General features: G+C 61.1%; 17 protein-coding genes and 2 tRNA genes. 9 read left to right on the forward strand and 10 right to left on the reverse strand.

Features of this window, described 5'->3' with window-relative positions; genetic code table 11:
- Positions 1 to 38 precede the first annotated feature (38 nt).
- Together H145_RS0101260 and H145_RS0101265 are read left to right on the forward strand one after the other, a co-directional pair.
- The gene (locus H145_RS0101260) at positions 39 to 1,268 is read left to right on the forward strand and encodes a glycosyltransferase (RefSeq protein WP_026351177.1); all 1,230 of its coding nucleotides are present in this window, start codon (positions 39 to 41) and stop codon (positions 1,266 to 1,268) included.
- A gap of 52 nt (positions 1,269 to 1,320) precedes the next feature.
- Complete coding sequence (locus H145_RS0101265) at positions 1,321 to 2,598, forward strand: lipopolysaccharide biosynthesis protein (RefSeq protein ID WP_157540950.1); 1,278 nt, start codon at positions 1,321 to 1,323, stop codon at positions 2,596 to 2,598.
- 62 nt (positions 2,599 to 2,660) lie between these two features.
- Here the strand turns inward: H145_RS0101265 and H145_RS0101270 are convergent, their stop codons facing one another.
- From H145_RS0101270 to mutS, 6 genes are all read right to left on the reverse strand, one after another.
- Positions 2,661 to 3,629: an AAA family ATPase gene (locus H145_RS0101270; RefSeq protein WP_019946321.1), complete on the reverse strand. Its 969-nt coding sequence runs from the start codon at positions 3,627 to 3,629 to the stop codon at positions 2,661 to 2,663.
- Between the two features lie 153 nt (positions 3,630 to 3,782).
- Positions 3,783 to 3,866: transfer RNA gene (locus H145_RS0101275), tRNA-Leu, on the reverse strand.
- 8 nt (positions 3,867 to 3,874) lie between these two features.
- Positions 3,875 to 4,036 carry an HNH endonuclease gene (locus H145_RS24990; protein ID WP_083937631.1) on the reverse strand — a complete coding sequence of 54 codons (162 nt, stop codon included), beginning with the start codon at positions 4,034 to 4,036 and terminating at the stop codon, positions 3,875 to 3,877.
- 6 nt (positions 4,037 to 4,042) lie between these two features.
- Entirely contained in the window at positions 4,043 to 4,366 is a 324-nt protein-coding gene (locus H145_RS22350; RefSeq protein ID WP_019946322.1) for a hypothetical protein, read from the reverse strand.
- A 48-nt stretch (positions 4,367 to 4,414) separates the two neighbouring features.
- A tRNA-Gly gene (locus H145_RS0101285) sits at positions 4,415 to 4,490 on the reverse strand.
- Between the two features lie 227 nt (positions 4,491 to 4,717).
- Positions 4,718 to 7,447: a DNA mismatch repair protein MutS gene (gene mutS / locus H145_RS0101290; RefSeq protein ID WP_026351178.1), complete on the reverse strand. Its 2,730-nt coding sequence runs from the start codon at positions 7,445 to 7,447 to the stop codon at positions 4,718 to 4,720.
- A 262-nt stretch (positions 7,448 to 7,709) separates the two neighbouring features.
- Between mutS and H145_RS0101295 the strand changes: the two genes are divergently transcribed.
- The 5 genes from H145_RS0101295 to H145_RS22360 all read left to right on the forward strand — a co-directional run bounded on the left by H145_RS0101295 (position 7,710) and on the right by H145_RS22360 (position 12,424).
- On the forward strand, positions 7,710 to 8,246 hold the full coding sequence (locus tag H145_RS0101295) for an RNA methyltransferase (RefSeq protein WP_019946324.1): 537 nt from the start codon (positions 7,710 to 7,712) through the stop codon (positions 8,244 to 8,246).
- Between the two features lie 160 nt (positions 8,247 to 8,406).
- Positions 8,407 to 8,628 carry a hypothetical protein gene (locus tag H145_RS22355; protein WP_157540953.1) on the forward strand — a complete coding sequence of 74 codons (222 nt, stop codon included), beginning with the start codon at positions 8,407 to 8,409 and terminating at the stop codon, positions 8,626 to 8,628.
- Between the two features lie 8 nt (positions 8,629 to 8,636).
- Complete coding sequence (locus H145_RS22220) at positions 8,637 to 11,093, forward strand: T9SS-dependent M36 family metallopeptidase (RefSeq protein ID WP_071595096.1); 2,457 nt, start codon at positions 8,637 to 8,639, stop codon at positions 11,091 to 11,093.
- Positions 11,094 to 11,207: 114 nt separating this feature from the next.
- On the forward strand, positions 11,208 to 11,624 hold the full coding sequence (locus tag H145_RS0101305) for a hypothetical protein (protein WP_019946327.1): 417 nt from the start codon (positions 11,208 to 11,210) through the stop codon (positions 11,622 to 11,624).
- The gene (locus H145_RS22360) at positions 11,621 to 12,424 is read left to right on the forward strand and encodes a J domain-containing protein (RefSeq protein WP_019946328.1); all 804 of its coding nucleotides are present in this window, start codon (positions 11,621 to 11,623) and stop codon (positions 12,422 to 12,424) included. Before H145_RS0101305 ends, H145_RS22360 begins: the two co-directional genes overlap by 4 nt.
- A gap of 94 nt (positions 12,425 to 12,518) precedes the next feature.
- On the opposite strand, the gene H145_RS0101315 is transcribed toward H145_RS22360, so the two are convergent.
- Together H145_RS0101315 and H145_RS0101320 are read right to left on the reverse strand one after the other, a co-directional pair.
- Positions 12,519 to 13,292, reverse strand: coding sequence for a TerC family protein (locus H145_RS0101315; RefSeq protein ID WP_019946329.1), 774 nt, complete (start codon positions 13,290 to 13,292; stop codon positions 12,519 to 12,521).
- Positions 13,293 to 13,343: 51 nt separating this feature from the next.
- Entirely contained in the window at positions 13,344 to 13,832 is a 489-nt protein-coding gene (locus H145_RS0101320) for a YajQ family cyclic di-GMP-binding protein (RefSeq protein ID WP_019946330.1), read from the reverse strand.
- Positions 13,833 to 13,962: 130 nt separating this feature from the next.
- Here H145_RS0101320 and H145_RS0101325 point away from each other — a divergent pair, with 130 nt between their 5' ends.
- Entirely contained in the window at positions 13,963 to 14,451 is a 489-nt protein-coding gene (locus H145_RS0101325; RefSeq protein WP_019946331.1) for a GNAT family N-acetyltransferase, read from the forward strand.
- A gap of 76 nt (positions 14,452 to 14,527) precedes the next feature.
- Here H145_RS0101325 and H145_RS0101330 read toward each other — a convergent pair whose 3' ends face one another.
- Positions 14,528 to 14,830: a DUF962 domain-containing protein gene (locus H145_RS0101330; RefSeq protein WP_019946332.1), complete on the reverse strand. Its 303-nt coding sequence runs from the start codon at positions 14,828 to 14,830 to the stop codon at positions 14,528 to 14,530.
- A gap of 73 nt (positions 14,831 to 14,903) precedes the next feature.
- Between H145_RS0101330 and H145_RS0101335 the strand changes: the two genes are divergently transcribed.
- On the forward strand, positions 14,904 to 15,374 hold the full coding sequence (locus tag H145_RS0101335; RefSeq protein WP_019946333.1) for a PaaI family thioesterase: 471 nt from the start codon (positions 14,904 to 14,906) through the stop codon (positions 15,372 to 15,374).
- Between the two features lie 177 nt (positions 15,375 to 15,551).
- Here the strand turns inward: H145_RS0101335 and H145_RS0101340 are convergent, their stop codons facing one another.
- Positions 15,552 to 16,565: an NYN domain-containing protein gene (locus tag H145_RS0101340; RefSeq protein ID WP_316929455.1), complete on the reverse strand. Its 1,014-nt coding sequence runs from the start codon at positions 16,563 to 16,565 to the stop codon at positions 15,552 to 15,554.
- Positions 16,566 to 16,831 lie beyond the last annotated feature (266 nt).

Raw genomic sequence — 16,831 nt, forward strand, 5'->3', positions numbered from 1 at the left:
GGAAAGGCTCCAGCCACGGCTTGGTGTACTTTTGCTTCGTGTCTGCTGCTTCTCCATCTGCCCTGCATGTTCTGCACCTGCCCAAGTGGTACCCGCACCGCTACGACGACCAGGACGGCGACTTTGTAGCCCGGCACGTAGCCGCCATTGCCGCCACCGATACGCCCGAACAGCCTTTGCGGAGCGCAGTGGTGTTTGCGGCCGTGGCCCGGGGGCCGCTGTCCGGCATCATTGAAAGCGAAGTGGACCTGCGCGGCCCGGTACCTACCTGGCGCTACTACTACCGCGCCCACCTGACGGGCCTCGCCCCGCTCGATAAGCTGCTGAAGCTGGGCCTGTGGCTGGTGTGCATGATCCGCGGCTGGCGAGCCGTACGCCGACACTGGCAGGGCCGGCGGCCCGATATTGTGCACGCCCACATTATGCTGCGTACTGCGGCGCTGGCGTTGGTGCTGAAATGGCGCTACCGGATTCCGTACTTGATTACCGAGAACTGGACAGCCTTTTTGCTGGTGAATGCGCATCGCCTGAGCTGGTGGCGCGGCCGGCTGGCCGGGCTGCTGGTGAGCCGGGCCGCCGTCTTCACGCCCGTTTCCGACGACCTAAAACGGGCCCTGGAGCGGCTCGGCGGGCGGGCCCGGCAAACCGTTATCATTCCCAACGTAGTCGACACTGACCGGTTCGGACTGCCCACCGAGGCCGGGCGGCGCCGGGGACTGCTGAACGTGGCTGCTTTCAACGAGCAGGCCAAAAACCTGAGCGGCACGCTGCGCACCGTGGCCCGGCTACGCACCGACCACCCCGAGCTGAATCTGCGGCTGCGCATTGCCGGCTACGGTCCGGCCGAGGCGCAGATGCACCAGCTGGCCGCCGAGCTGGGTTTGCTGGCCGATGGCACAGTGGAGTTTCTGGGCAAGCTAACGTCGGAGGAAGTAGCGACTGAGATGCGGCGGGCCCAGGCGTTCGTGCTGTTTTCCAATTACGAAAACCTGCCCTGCGTGCTCATTGAAGCCCAGGCCAGCGGCCTGCCTGCCGTGGCCACCCGCGTAAACGGCGTGCCCGAACTGCTGCCGCCCGACGGTTCGGCCGGCCAGCTAGTGGAGCCCGGCGACGAGCAGGCTCTCTACGCCGCTCTGCTGGAAGTGCTGCAAGCCCCAATTGGCCGTTTCAACGAGCACCAGATGCGCAAAACGGCGCAGGCCCGCTTCAGTTACCCGGCCGTGGGCGCGGCTTTCCGGCGGGTGTACAGCTTGATGAGTCGCGGGTAGCGCATATTGTTGGACTACCGACCGTTTTCGCACTAGTTTTCATTGGTTTCGCTTGTCTCCTGCCTACATGCTGCGCCGCGTCGTACAAAATTTCAGCACCCGCTTGGCTACGGCGCTGCTCAGCTTTGGAGTAGTATGGCTGACGGCGCGCTACCTGGGGGCGGCGGGCCGGGGTGCGGTGAGTTTGTTCGTTACCGACTGCGCGGCTATTCTGCTCTTTATCGGACTGTTGGGTGGCTCGTCGCTGATTTACCTGGCCCCGCGCCGCAACCTCTGGCACCTGCTGCTACCGGCTTACGGCTGGGCGGCGCTGGTGTGCGGGCTGGGCACCGCCCTGGTGGGTTTGCTGCGGCAGCCCGAGCCGCTATATCTGCTTCATTTGGGGCTATTGAGCTTGCTGCAAGCCTTTTTCTCGATAAACACGGCCCTGCTGCTGGGCCGTCGGCGCGAGGGCATCTACAACTTGCTCACGCTGGCCCAGGTGGCGCTGCTGGCCGGGACGCTACTGGCAGCTTTCGGGGCCGGCGGGCGCTGGGTGGCCGTAGAAACGTACTACTACGCCGCCTACCTGGCCTTCGGGCTGCCGTGGCTGCTGAGCCTCCACCCCCTGCTGGGCCTGCCTGACAGCCGCCACCGCCAGGGCCGACGGCTGCGCGCCACCACCCGCGAACTGGCCCGCCACAGCCGGGGGGCGCACTTTTCCAACATTCTGGCCTTCGCCAACTACCGTTTGGGCTACTACTTTGTGGCCTACTTCGCCGATGCGCGGGCCGTGGGCATTCTGTCGGTGGGCGTATCGCTCATGGAAGCCATCTGGCTGATTCCGCGCAGCGCGGCCCTGGTGCAGTACGTCGATTTGGTGAACACGCCCGGCCACGGTCCGCTGCCCGAGTCGGCGTTGCGGGTGGGGCGGCTGGCGGTACTGGGCACCGCGGCGGCTGTGCTGGTGCTGGTGCTGGTGCCCCCGGCCCTGCTTACGGCCGTGTTCGGCCGCGAATTCGGACCGGCCCAAACGGTGATGCAGTGGTTGGCCCCAGGCGTAGTTATTATGTCCGTGCAGATGCTCATTACCAGCTACTTCAGCGGCCGGGCGCACTACCGCCTCAACAATACGGCTTCGGTAGTGGGGCTGCTGGTTACGGTAACCGGGGGCCTGCTGCTGATTCCGCGGCTGCATACTGCCGGGGCCGCCCTGGTTTCCACGCTTTCTTATACCGCCTCCACGGCTTTTCTGATCTGGCAGTTCCGCCGTACCACCGGCCTGGGTCCCACCGCCTTTCTGCCTGGCCCCACCGATGCTGCCCAGGCCTGGCGGCGGATGTTTGGGTGACAGGTACAGGGCTTATGCATAAAAGACAAACCAGCGCCCCCCGTCCTTTTGTCCCTGCTTGCTTAACTGATGGGCACTTTGCGCAGAATGGCCTCAATCATGTCCTGGGTGCGGATGCCATCGGCTTCGGCTTCGTAGTTGAGCAGGATGCGGTGGTTGAGCACATCGGCGGCCACGTCCTTGATGTCTTCGGGCAGCACGTAGTCGCGCTCATCCAAGAAGGCCACGGCTTTGGCGGCGCGGTGCAGGGCAATGCTAGCCCGGGGGCTCACGCCAAACTGCAGGTACTGCTGGAACTCGGGCAAGTCGTACTCGGCGGGCTTGCGGGTGGCAAACACCAGCTCGATAATGTACTTCTCCAGGGTTTCCGAAATCTGTACCTGGTTGATTTGCTGCCGAATGCCGAAGATATCGTCGCGGGTAAGCACCGCCTGCACATCATCGACGTAGCTCAGGTTAGCCATGCGGCGCATCACTTCCAGTTCGTCGGTTTTCTTAAGGTAATCGACGTACACTTTCAGCATGAAGCGGTCGACCTGGGCCTCGGGCAGCGGGTAGGTGCCCTCCTGCTCCACCGGGTTCTGGGTGGCCAGCACCAGAAACGGCAAATCGAGCGGGTACGTGGTTTCGCCGATGGTCACCTGCTTCTCCTGCATGGCTTCGAGCAGGGCGCTTTGCACTTTAGCCGGCGAGCGGTTCACCTCGTCGGCCAGCACGAGGTTGGCGAAAATCGGCCCGCGCTTCACCTCAAACTCCGAACGGCTCTGGTTGTAAATCATGGTGCCCACCAGATCGGAAGGCAGCAAATCGGGCGTGAACTGCACCCGCTGGAAGTGCAGGTGCAGCACCTTGGCCAGCGTACTCACCGTAAGTGTTTTAGCCAGTCCCGGCACGCCCTCCAGCAGTACGTGGCCGCCGGTAAACAGCCCAATCAGCAGCCGGTTCACCATGTATTGCTGGCCCACAACTACCTTGCTCATCTCAGCAAATGCCTGCTTTATTTTCTGCTGGTATTCGTCGGAAGAAAGCATAGGGGCGGATATAAGAGCGGGGCAACGGGCGGAAGTCAGGCGCTTAAAGGTAGAAATTTGCCTCCGGTTGACGCCGCCCTACCATTGCAATTTCAGCCGGGCAACACCCCAATAAAAAAGCAGCCCCACGCGGCGGGGGCTGCTTTTCAAAAGTACCAGAGACGGGAATCGAACCCGTACTTCCTCGCGGAAACGACAGTTTAAGTGTCGCGTGTCTACCAGTTTCACCACTCCGGCTCAAGCAGTTAGCTTGTTTTTCGCTTCTGATTCTTACCGCGGTAATTGTCGGTCAGCGCATGGCAATTTGGGCAAAGTAACTGCAAATTCTCCAAACGGTGGTCGTTGTTTATACCGTTGATATGGTGCAACTCCAGTGGTATTGGCTCACCTACCCACTCCGATAACATGCACCCTTAGCACTTGTGCTCTTTTAATCTATATTCAATCAACCGCTTACGCAAACGAAAGGTCGAGGCGTACGTCGAGTTTTCAACCAGAATATCGTCCCAGGAAAAAGGCGTTCCAAACGCCCGAAACCGCGCCCCCGTATTCCAGCCCGCCCCCGTCCAGTGGCTCGTATCCAGCCCCAACCGGGCCACGCGGGCGTGCACCGTTTTGTAGTTGCCGCCGGCCGGCACCAGCCCGATGCGGCTGAGCACCTGCCGCACCGAGAGGCACTCGGCTACGGCCTGTTGAAACTCAGCATCGGTACTCAGACACTTGCGGGTGTTAGCCATACCAGCAAGAAACGAAAAAACCTGCCGGATGGGGCAGGTTTTTCGTGTTGGAGCGGGAGACGAGGTTCGAACTCGCGACCTCGACCTTGGCAAGGTCGCGCTCTACCAGCTGAGCTACTCTCGCTTGAGATTCAAACGCCCTGGAGCGTTTTGGTGTGACAAAGGTAGTACAGCAAATCCTGAAGTCAAGCCCTGCCTGTAAAAAAACCGGTTAATTAAGTCCATTTAAAGGCTTTTGCTTTGATTGTCAGCCAGAAAATTTTTCGTCGCCGAGCCTGGCCACAGCCCAACCGAGCCCCGACCCAGCGGCCCGAACAGCCAGAAGCTGAGCCGGGCCGCCGGTTCCGGGCGCTACTTGCCGCCACCTACTGCCAGCTTCAGCTCATTAAGCTTCAGCAGGGCCTCAATCGGCGTTAGGGTGTTCACATCGAGCTGCGTCAGCAGTTCGCGCAGATGTTCCAGGGCCGGGTCGGCGGGCTCGAACATGCTGAGTTGTAAGCTGGGGCGCGGGGCCGAGTGCACGGCGGCCGCCGGCTGGGCTTTCGGGCCGGCTGGCCGGACGGCTTCGGGCGTTTCGGCGCGGCTGTTCAGGGGCACTACCTTGCCGCTGGTTGCGTCGGCGTCGGCGTTATCATCCAGGCCCACCAGCAGGTCGTCGAACTCGGTGGGCTGGTCGGGCTCCAGGCCGGTGTTGGCCCGCTCCTGCTCCAGGTGGTGCATGATTTCGTTGGCCCGCAGCACTACGGCCGTGGGCATGCCGGCCATGCGGGCCACGTGGATGCCGAAGCTGTGCTCGGAGCCGCCCTCGCGCAGCTTGCGCAGAAACAGGATGCGGTTGTCGGCTTCCTTCACGGCCACGTGGTAGTTGCGCACGCGGGGGCAGTCGGCGGCTAGCTGGTTGAGCTCGTGGTAGTGGGTGGCGAACAGCGTTTTGGCCCGCGCCCGCGGCGAGTTGTGCAGGTGCTCTACGATGGCCCAGGCGATGCTGATGCCGTCGTAGGTGCTCGTGCCGCGCCCGATTTCGTCCATTAGCACCAGACTTCTATCCGACAAATTATTGAGGATGCTGGCCGTTTCGGTCATCTCCACCATGAAGGTGCTTTCGCCCTTGCTCAGGTTGTCGGAAGCGCCGACGCGGGTGAAAATTTTATCGATGACGCCCACGTGGGCCGCATCGGCGGGCACGAAGGAGCCTATCTGGGCCAGCAGCACAATCAGGGCTGTTTGGCGCAGCAGGGCCGATTTGCCGGCCATGTTGGGGCCGGTTATCACCACGATTTGCTGCTCGTCCTGGTCGAGGCGCAGGTCGTTGGGGATGTACTGCTCGCCGGGAGGCAGCTGGCGCTCGATTACCGGGTGGCGGCCGGCGGTGATGTCGAGGGTCGTGCTATCGTCCACCATGGGCTTCACGTAGCGGTGCTGGCGGGCGGTGGCGGCGAAGGAGGCCAGACAGTCGGCTACGCCGATGGCGCGGGCGTTCTGCTGCACCTGGGGCACGTACTCGGCGGCCGTTAGCACCAGCTCAGTGTAGATGCGCTGCTCGATGATGAACAGGCGCTCCTCGGCGTTGAGGATTTTCTCCTCGTACACCTTTAGCTCCTCGGTAATGTAACGCTCGGCATTCACCAGCGTCTGCTTGCGAATCCAGGTAGCCGGCACCTTGTCTTTGTGGGCGTTGGTAACTTCGAGGTAGTAGCCGAACACCTTGTTGTAGGCTACTTTGAGCGAGGAAATGTCGGTTTCCTGGATGGCTTTCTGCTGGAGCTGGAACAGGTAGTCCTTGCCCGAGCCGGCCATGCGGCGCAGCTCGTCCAGCTCGGCATCAATGTTATCGAGCAGCACGCCGCCCTGGTTGGTGAGAATGGGCGCGTCTTCCCGGATTTTCGTCTGGATTTCCTCGCGCAGCGCGGCGCAGGGGTTGAGCTGGTCGGCCAGCTTTTGCAGGGCCTTTACGCCCGAGGCGGCCAGCTCGTCGCGGATGGGGCCGATGGCTTCGAGGGCGCGGGCGAGTTGCAGCAGCTCGCGGGGGTTGATGCGGCGCACGGCCACCTTGGAAATCAGCCGCTCCAAGTCGTTTATCTGGCGCAGGTGCTGCTGCAAATTCTCCAGTAGCTCGGGGGTTTGCAGCAAGGCGTCCACCGTATCGAGGCGGCGCTGAATCTGGGCGGGCTCCTTGAGGGGCAGCACCACCCATTTGCGCAGCAGCCGGGCGCCCATCGGGGTAATGGTCTGATCGAGAATGTCAATCAAGGGCACGCCGCCGGGGTGCTGGGCCTGCACCAGCTCCAGGTTGCGCACCGTGAAGCGGTCCAGCCACACGTACTTGTCCTCCTCCAGCCGCCCGATGCTGCCGATGTGGCCCACGTCGGTGTGCTTGGTTTCGGCCAGGTAGTGGAGGATGCAGCCGGCGGCCGTGATGCCCTCGCGCAGTCCTTCAATGCCGAAGCCCTTGAGGGAGGTGGTGTTGAAGTGGCGCGTGAGCTGCTCGTAACCGTAGTCGTGGCCGAACACCCATTCTTCCAGCGCGTTGTGGCAGTAGTCGGGCCCGAAGTGGCCCTCGAACTCGCTCCGGCTTTTCTTGCAGAACAGCACCTCGGCCGGCTGGAAGTTCTGGAGCAGCTTGCCCAGGTACTCCACCGTGCCCTGGGCCACCAGGAATTCGCCGGTACTGATGTCGAGAAAGCTGATGCCGGCTTCCTGTTTGCCAAAATGCACGGCGCAGAGGTAGTTGTTGCTGCGGCGCTCCAGCACGTTGTCGTGCAAACTCACGCCGGGCGTCACCAGCTCCGTAACGCCGCGCTTGACGAGGCCCTTGGCCTGCTTGGGGTCTTCGAGCTGGTCGCAGATGGCTACGCGCTGGCCGGCCCGCACCAGCTTGGGCAAATAGGTATCGAGCGAGTGGTGGGGGAAGCCGGCCAGCGGGGTTTCCGAGGGCGTGCCGGCCCCGCGCTTGGTGAGCGTGATATCGAGGATGCGCGAGGCCGTCACGGCGTCCTCGCCAAAGGTTTCATAGAAGTCGCCCACCCGAAACAGCAGCACCGCGCCGGGGTAGGTTTGCTTGAGCTGCTGGTACTGCTTCATCAGCGGCGTATCGGCCACGGCGGGCGGCCCCAGCGTGCCGTGCGTGCGGACGGGCTTTTTCTCTTTCAGGACTTTCACTTAGTAACGGTAATTCGGAAGGATAAAAGCGCTCTACTTGTCATCCTGAGCGGAGCGAAGGACCTTATCACGTCGGAGCGAGTCGTTGGAGCGTGACAAGGTCCTTCGCTCCGCTCAGGATGACAAGTAGAGCGTGCAGCTCATCAACACCCCATGCCCCGGCGGGCGTTCCTACCTTTGCCGGATGCGCAAACTCTCGATGGACGAACTGAACCGGCTGACGGTGGCCGACTTCAAAAATACGCGAAAATTCCCCCTTACCCTCGTGCTCGACAACGTGCGCAGCCTGCACAACGTGGGCGCCGCCTTCCGCACCGCCGACGCCTTTGCGGTGGAGAAAATCTGGCTCTGCGGCATCACCGGCCGCCCGCCGCACCGCGACATCACCAAAACGGCCCTGGGCTCCACCGAGTCGGTGGCCTGGGAGTACGCGCCTACTACCCTGGAGGCACTACACCAGTTGAAGGCCGCCGGTTACGTGCTGGTAGCCGTGGAGCAAACCACCGAAAGCATACTGCTGGCCGACTTCATCATAGCAGCCGATCAGCCCTACGCGTTGGTAATGGGCAATGAGGTGTTCGGGGTGGAAGACGAGGTGCTGGCCCTCTGCGACGCGGCGGTGGAAATCCCGCAATTCGGTACCAAGCACAGCCTGAATGTGAGCGTGGCGGCCGGCGTAGTACTATGGGAGTTTATCAGCAAGCTTGAAAAGTCAGTTTAGCATTCGCACAGCGTATGTTTTAGAAAAAATCACGAAATACAGATAATATATTGTTCTTAATTCCAAAAAGGCTTGGTTTTATTCGTAGTTTTGAAATTATCAGTAGACAGCTCATCGCTGTTTGGTTGTTGCCTTTTCCGCTTTCACTTAACCTCTATTAATGAAACCAACCTTTACTCCTGCAGCCCGGATGTTGGCTGCCGCGGCGTTGCTGGCCCTGCCAGGTTTAGCTGTGGCCCAGAACGCTGCTCCCGACAGCCGGGCCCTGAATGCCCTCCAAAGCCGGGCGGCTAGCTTTGGCATAAGCGCCGCCGATGCAGCCGACGCAACTGTTTCCAGCCAGCACACCGATGCGCAAAATGGCGTTACGCACGTATCCTGAACCAGCGCGTGCAAGGCATTGAGGTGTACGGAGCCGTGGCCAGCGTACACTTGACCGCTAATGGTCAGGTAGCGACCATGAACAGCAGCTTCCTGCCCGGCATACAGGTACTGGCTCGTGGGTCGGCTCCGACCCCTTCACTTTCGGCCCAGCAGGCGGTTGCCGCCGCCGCCCGGGCGTTAGATATACCTGCACCCGGCGCGCTGACGGTGCTTAAGGCCGGTTCGGCCGCTGAGGGCATGGAATTCAGCGACGGAGGAATTTCCTCCGATAAAATTCCGGTAAAACTCATGTACCTGCCCATGCCAAACGGCTCGTTGCGGTTGGTATGGGATGTTACGCTGGCCCCGCGCAGTGGCGTGCATTACTGGAACGCCCGGGTAGATGCCTCAACGGGAGTCCTGCTCGACAAAACCGACTTCAACGTGTCGGAGAACTTCAGCATGCTGAGCCTGACTCGGCCCCTGAGCATTGCGGCGGCAGTTGCTACAACCCCAACGGCCCGTCCGACGGCTACGCCTAACAGCTATAATGTATGGCCGCTAACCGTTGAGAGCCCCATGCACGGGGCCCGGCAACTCGTTACCAATCCCGCCGACAAAAAGTTTTCGCCCTTCGGCTGGCATGATACCAACGGTGCCGCCGGTGCTGAATACACCATTACGCGGGGCAACAACGTGTACGCCTACGATGACCCCGACGATGACAACAACAGCAAGGGCAAAAACTTCAGCCCCGATGGTGGAGCAGACCTGATTTTCGACTTTCCTTTCGACGATAAACGGGCCACGCTCGCCAATACCAACCTGAGCGCGGCCGTTACCAACCTGTTCTACTGGAATAACCTGATGCACGACGTGATGGCCCACAAGGGCTTTGACGAGGCAAGCGGTAACTTCCAGACGACCAACTATACTACCAAGGGCCTAGGCAAGGACGAAGTGCAGGCGGAAGCGCAGGACAAGTCGGGCCTGACTCCGCCGACGCTTGGCAACGCCAACTTCGGAACGCCCGCCGATGGCATGAAGCCGCGGATGCAGATGTATCTGTGGGACGAATCGGTGGCTGATGCCGTAATTACCGGACCAGCTAACTTGGCGGGCGACATCAAGGCTACTGAGGGTGCCTTTACGGTTCCGATTGCCAAGATAGGGCCCATAAGTGGTTCACTGGTGCTGGCTGCCGACGGTACAACAACTCCTACTTTCGGTTGCGCACCCTACGCTAACGCCGCGGCCGTGAAGGGCAACATTGCTGTGGTTGACCGCGGAACCTGCACGTTCCTTGTCAAGGTGCAGCAGGCCCAGGCGGCCGGGGCGAAGATGGTCATCATCATCAACAACAACGCCGATCAGGCTCCTTTTGGCTTCGTAGGCGACACGACCGGCATCCGTATCCCTGGTCTTATGATTGGGTTGGTTGACGGCAACCGCATCAAGCAGGCCCTGGCGGCCGGTACACCGGTGCAGATGAGCTTCTCAGGTGAAGTGAAAACGTTCTATCGGGATGGTGACTTCGACAACGGCATCATCGCCCACGAGTACGGCCACGGCATCTCCAACCGCCTGACTGGCGGCGCTGACAAGTCTAACTGCCTCACCAACCAGGAGCAAATGGGTGAAGGCTGGAGCGACTTCTTTGCGCTCTGGATGACCACCAAACCCGGCGACATAGGTGCTACCGGCCGCGGCATTGGCACCTATGCTTCCTTCCAGGAAACCAATGGCATCGGCATTCGCCCCACTCGCTATAGCACCGACTTCAAAATCAACCCTTCTACGTACAAACTGATAGGTACTGAGAACTACGGTACTTATCAGGATGCTGACAACCGTACCCGCGTATATGTGCACAGCATTGGCTACGTCTGGGCATCTGCTCTGTGGGACCTGAACTGGGCACTGATCGAGAAGTACGGCTACGAGCAGAACCTCACCGCTGCTACCGGAGGCAATAATATTGCGCTTAAGCTGGTTATTGATGGTCTTAAGCTACAGCCCTGCAGCCCTGGCTTCCTCGATGGCCGCGACGCCATCCTGAAGGCTGATATGCTGAACAACAATGGAGCAAACACCGACCTGATCTGGAAAGTATTCGCTCGTCGGGGTATGGGTTTCAGTGCTAAGCAGGGCAGCAGCAATGTTGTTACCGACCAGACGCCAGCCTTCGATACGCCTCCATTGACGGGCGTTGGCAAGCAACTGAGTGGCGCCCTGCTCGACGTATATCCTAACCCTGCTAGCGAGCAGGTACTGATCCGTACGCAGGTAAACAGCGCCGTTCCGGTACAGGTAGAGTTGCTGACCATCCTGGGCCAGCGCGTATTTGACCAGACCATTTCGGCGGCCCGCTTGCAGCAGGATGGCTTAACGGTAAACACCTCTACAATAGCCCCGGGCCTGTATGTAGTACGCCTCACCACTTCGGAAGGTACTCTCACCAAGAAGCTTGTAGTGCAACACTAAGCACCTCTCCCGCTTCGACATAGTAAAACCGCCCGGCAGGCTGCCGGGCGGTTTTTTGTTGCCGTACCTACCTCCGCCGTATGCAATGCGCGGCTTCGTTTTATCTTGCCGCCGATGCCTGACTTCCTCCGCCCCGATGCCGCCCTGCTGGCCCTGCGCCCCGTGGTAACCGCCGAAACCACTACCACGCCCGCCACGCCCGGCGACTTCCTGCATGCCACGCTGCGGCCCGTGCTCAAGCTCCAGAACCCGCTGCTGCTGGCCGTAGTAGCCGATTTCGTGCGCGACCACCACGTGCCGCTGGCCACCGCCGCCCCCGCCGACCAAGTGCGGCTGCTGGCCGAGCTGCTGGGCCGCAACACCAAGCTGCGCTACACGGTAGTAGGGTTGATAACCGGCGTGTTCAGCACCGAAGAAACGGCCTTCTACCGCCAGCACCGCCCCGAGTTGAACCGCCGGCTGCTGGAACTGGCCACCCGCCGGGTGCAGGACCAGGCCGCCACCGTAGCCGCGCTAAGCTTAACCACATGAGCACGCATTACACCACGCTGGGCCTGACTTCCAGCGCTTCGGAGGCGGATATCCGGCGGGCGTACCGGCAACTGGTGTGGATTACGCACCCCGACCGCACCCCCGATCCGGCCGCCCACGCCCGCTACCTGGCCGTGAACGATGCCTACGAAGTGCTGAGCAACCCTGCCCGCCGCGCCGCCTACGATGCGGCGCTGGAGTGGCGGGCTACGGCCAGGCCCAAGCCTGTTACCCCGCCGGTTGCGCAACGGCCGGGCGCTCAGCCAAGGGGCCGCCCCCCGCACTCCGCCCGCCAGCCCCCGCCCAACCGGCCGCACGGCCGGACCACCCCCCGAACTGCCAGCTTCGACCTGCGGCCTTATGCCCACCTTATTCGTGGATCTGGCCGGGTGCTGCTGGCTTTTGGATTGCTACTGCTGCTCGACTACGCTTTTTTGTATCGTACTACTTCTACCCGCGTGCTGGCCCTCAATGTCGTATCATCCAGCTATCCGGCTGTTATGGTTACCACGTGGGGGCGCATCCCCGTTTACAGCCCGGTACCGGCCAACCTGCTTCAGCTTCCGCTGGAGGTACGGTACACCCCGATCTTCCGATTCACTCGCTCGGCCCGGCTACCTAACGGCCAGCACCTAGTGGTAGAAAACCCGGAATCCACCTTACTGGGCTTTGTTTACTTCATGCTTCTGCTGGCGCTGCTAAGTCAATGGTTGTGGCTTAGCCTGTCCATGCGGCTCAACTCGCTGATGCTGGCCAGCGCCACGGCAGTTTTGATTGTGCTACTTATGCTGCGCCACTGAGGAACCGGCAAAAAGGCCCACGACAGTTGCCGCGGGCCTTTTTGCCGGTTCCTCAGTGGCGCAGAGCGCAATTCCTGTAGCTCACTCCTCACCGCTAATCATAGGGCGAGTCGCGCAGGTGTACGGGCGGGGCCTTTTTGCGCAGGCGCATGTTCAGCAGCTCCACCAGCAGCGAGAAGGCCATAGCGAAGTAGATGTAGCCCTTCTCGATTTCCTTGTGGAAAGCCTCCATCACCAGCAGCACCCCAATCATAATCAGGAACGAGAGGGCCAGCATTTTGATGGTGGGGTTGCGGTTGACGAAATCGGCCACCACGCCCGAGAAGGCAATCATCACGCCCATCGACAGAATCACGGCCAGAATCATAATCAGCACGTTGTCCACGAGGCCCACGGCCGTCAGGATGGAATCGAAGCTGAAAACGATGTCGATGACGATGATTTGGAAGATGATGTTGAGCATGTTAGCGCGGCCCTGGCCGGCCTGGGTTTCGTCCTCTTCCTCGCCCTGCAGCTTGGTATGGATTTCGGTGGTGCTCTTGCCAATCAGAAACAGGCCACCAGCCAGCAGAATCAGGTCGCGCCCGCTCACGCCAAACGGCTCATCGAGCCAGGGCAGGTTTAGGGTAAACAACGAAGCTTTCAGCCCCACAATCCAGCTGATGCTCAGCAGCAGCCCGATGCGGCACACCAGCGCCAGCAGCAGCCCGATGGTGCGCCCGCGCGGCTGCAGCTCGCGCGGCAACCGGTTGACGATGATGGAAATGAAGATAATGTTGTCGATGCCCAGCACGATTTCCATGAACGTGAGCGTGAGCAGACTCACCCAGGTGTGCGCCTGAGAAAAAACCGAGAAGTCGAAGTGCATCGGGTTGGTAGGCTGATTGCTGGAATGGGCTGGCGGCGCAAAACCGGCTGTCTACTTCATGTTCACGAACTGCAGGGGCTGGCCGATGTCGGCACCGCGGAGGGCGGCAATGGCGGCCTGCAGCTCGTCGATTTTCTTGGCCGAAACGCGCACCTGGTCGTCCTGCATCTGGGCCTCCACCTTCACCTTGGCATCCTTGATGGTCTTGATGATTTTGCGGCCCGCGTCTTTGTCGATGCCGGCACGCACTTTCACCGTTTTCTTCATCATCGTGCCACTGGCCTGGGCTTCGGCCGTGAAATCGAGGGCCGTGCCATCAATGCCCTGCTTGACGAGGCGGGTGAGCACGATGTCTTCGAGGGCCCGGATGCGCATGTCGTTTTCCGAGGTGAGGGTGATGACGTTGGTTTTCTTGTCGAGCTCGATGCCGCCCTTGGTGTCGCGCAGGTCGTAGCGGGTCTGGAGTTCTTTTTTGGCCGTATTCACCGCGTTTTCGAGGGTTTGCGGGTCTACTTTGCTCACGATGTCAAAAGAGGGCATAACGGAAAGGAAAAATGGAGAATGGGGAAACAGTGCCTTAACGCAAAAAGGGCCGCTAAAGATAGGGCCGGCGCCACAGCGGGGCTGCCAAGGTAAGGTTTCCGCGTTATTGCCGAATTTGGCGCTTCCCATGTCCACCAGCACACCCATCATCACGCCTCAGACGGCCGCCCACTGGGCCGCCTACTACCGCCTCCGCTACGAAGTGCTGCGCCAGCCCTGGCAGCAGCCGCCCGGCTCGGAGCGCGCCCCCGACGACGGCGCGCCCACCACCACCCACGCCCTGCTACTGGCGCCCAACGCGCCCAACGCGCCCGACGCGCCCGACGACGACACGCCGCCGGAAGCCATTGGCGTCGGGCGGCTGCATGCGGCGGCGCCCGGGCAGGGTCAGCTGCGGTTTATGGCCGTGGCACCCGCCTGGCAGGGCCGCGGCGTGGGCCGGCAGCTGCTGGCCCACCTCGAAGCCGCCGCCCATCAACAGCAGCTGGCCGAAATCATCCTCCACGCCCGCGCCGAAGCCGTGCCGTTCTACGAACGCGCCGGCTACGCCGTGGTAGCGCCCTCCCACCTGCTCTTCGGCCAGATTCCGCACTTTTTGATGCGCAAGGTTTTATAGAGCTGCATGCTTCAAGCTACAGGCTGCAAGCCGACGTTCAACATCAGCTTGCAGCCTGTAGCTTGTAGCTCTACAATCAAAACTTCTCCCGGCCGCGGAGCAGGTCCCAGTAGAGGCGGAAGTCACCGAGCAGCGAAAGCACGGGGTGCTGGAAGGTGGCGGGGCGGTTGCGCTCCACAAAGAAGTGGCCCACCCAGGCAAAGCCGTAGGCCGCCACCACCCCGGCCAGCACCAGCCACGGCTGCTGACGTAACAGGGCCGCCAGCAGCAGCCCCAGAAACAGCGTGGTGCCCACAAAATGCAGGATGCGGGTGCCCCGGCGGCTATGCTCGCGCAGGTAGCGGGGGTAGAACTCGGCGAAGGTGAGCGAACGGGCCATAAGCGGGAAACAGGTAAACAGCTAGCGGAAAGTACTTACCTTTTCCGACTCATCCCAGCCCTTCTCCGCCCCCATGGACCTTCCGCTCGATATCAGCACCCTCATTGCTACTTACAACCAGATCAACAACTACGGCCGCGCCAACGGCATGACGCTGCACGTCGACGAGCCGGGCACTATCCGCTACACTATGCGCGTACTCGACGAGCACCTCTCCTCGCCCAATACCTGCCACGGCGGCGTGCTGGCCGGCCTGATGGACGCGGCCCTGGGTGCGGCGGCCCTGTCGCTGGCCTTCACGGCGGCCGAGCTGGTTTCTACGGTCGAGTTCAAGATGAACTACTTCCATCCGGTGCATCTGCACGACGAGCTGGAGGCCCACGGCAGCATCGAACACGCCGGCAAAACCCTGATTGTGAGCACCACCACCATCCGCTGCCTCTCCCGCGACAACCTCGTAGTAGCCCGCGGCCTGGGCACCTTCAACCGCTACCCCGCCACCAAGCGCGACTTCCGCGACCTGCTGTTTCCAGGTACTATTTGAGCTCTTAGCTCTTAGCTCTTAGCTGTTAGCTGTTAGCTGTTAGCTGTTAGCTGTTAGCTGGAAAACGAAGAAGGCCCCGTACTCGGTTGAGTGCGGGGCCTTGTTTTTGGGCGAAAGCAGAGGTCTTTCTGAACGAAAGCTGATAGCTATAAGCTCTCAGCTAACAGCTCAAAAAACCTACATGCGCTCGGGCGAGCTGGCCGACTCGTGCTCACGCTCGTCTCCGTAGCCATCCTCGTCGTCGTCATCGTCGTCGCGGTCCATGATTTCGGGGGCGTCGACTTTGCGCACGTTGCGGGCGCAGTCCTCGTCGCGGTGGTTGCGGCCGACGGTGAACTCCACCCAGTCTCCCTCCTGCAGCTCGTTGAAGTCGCCCTCGGCCATATCGGCGTAGCTGAAGAACAGGTTGTTGGGCGGCATCACCACGAAGCCAAACCCGTTTTTCAGGTTTTTGATGGTGCTCATGCCGATAGTGCCCACCGGGCCGGCGGCCGTGGGGCCGGTGGGGCGCACGGGCTTGGTGCTGGGGAAAGCGGCCGGCTCGGGCGTGTTCACGAACAGCGACTCAATCAGGTCGTCGCCGTCGGTGAGGCCCTGGTCGATGATTTCGTGCATCTGCACCGGGTAGGTGGCCTGGTCGAGCAGCTGCTGCGAGGCGCGCGTAACGCGGTTTTCGCCCTTGAAATCGGTGTATTTGAAGTCCCAGTTGAGCAGCATCACACGCGTGCCCACGGTGTTGAGCTTCTTGATGAGGGGCGCGTAGTCCGAGTCGCCGGCAATCAGCACCACCACGTCGAGGCTTTTGTGGATCGAGAGTTCCAGCGCTTCGAGCGAGAGCCACACATCGATGCCCTTTTCCTGCAGGCGGCCGTCGCGGGTTTTCAGGGGCATGTAGTGCGTGGCGATGCCCATGTTCATGAGGATATCGTCGAGCAGCCGGTCGTGGAAGAGGCGGTCCTTGTCGCGGGCTTCGGTGGCCGAGAGGCGGCCGCGGAAGAAATGCGAGTCGATAATCTGGCTCAGGCGCACATCCACATCCTCTTCTTCGGCTACCTGATGGCGGATAAACTCGTGCAGCCCTTCGAGGCTGATACGGGCCTTACGGTCGTGCTGAAAGTAGTAGTAATCACTGATTTTCAGGAAATAATTGCCATCATAAAAAATACCAATCCTGATCAGCGGGCTGTTCATCTGGTTCATAAAAAAATCTGGTTAGGCGCGAAAAAAGAGAAAAGTAATAGTGTCTGGTTGGGAGAACGAACATAACCGGCTGAGCCGTGGCTGCCGGGGCAAAGATACAGGTTGCAACGGTTCCGGTATAGCAATAATCCATAGCGGACCAGTAGGCCCCAAACCCGGCGGCGGCGGAGCGGAGTACTAGCTGAACCGCACAACCCGGTAAGTGGCTGACTGCATGACTACCCGCGGCCCCACATTGGGTTTGGGAAGCACCTGCC

Source organism: Hymenobacter aerophilus DSM 13606 (genome assembly GCF_000382225.1).
GTDB lineage: Bacteria > Bacteroidota > Bacteroidia > Cytophagales > Hymenobacteraceae > Hymenobacter > Hymenobacter aerophilus.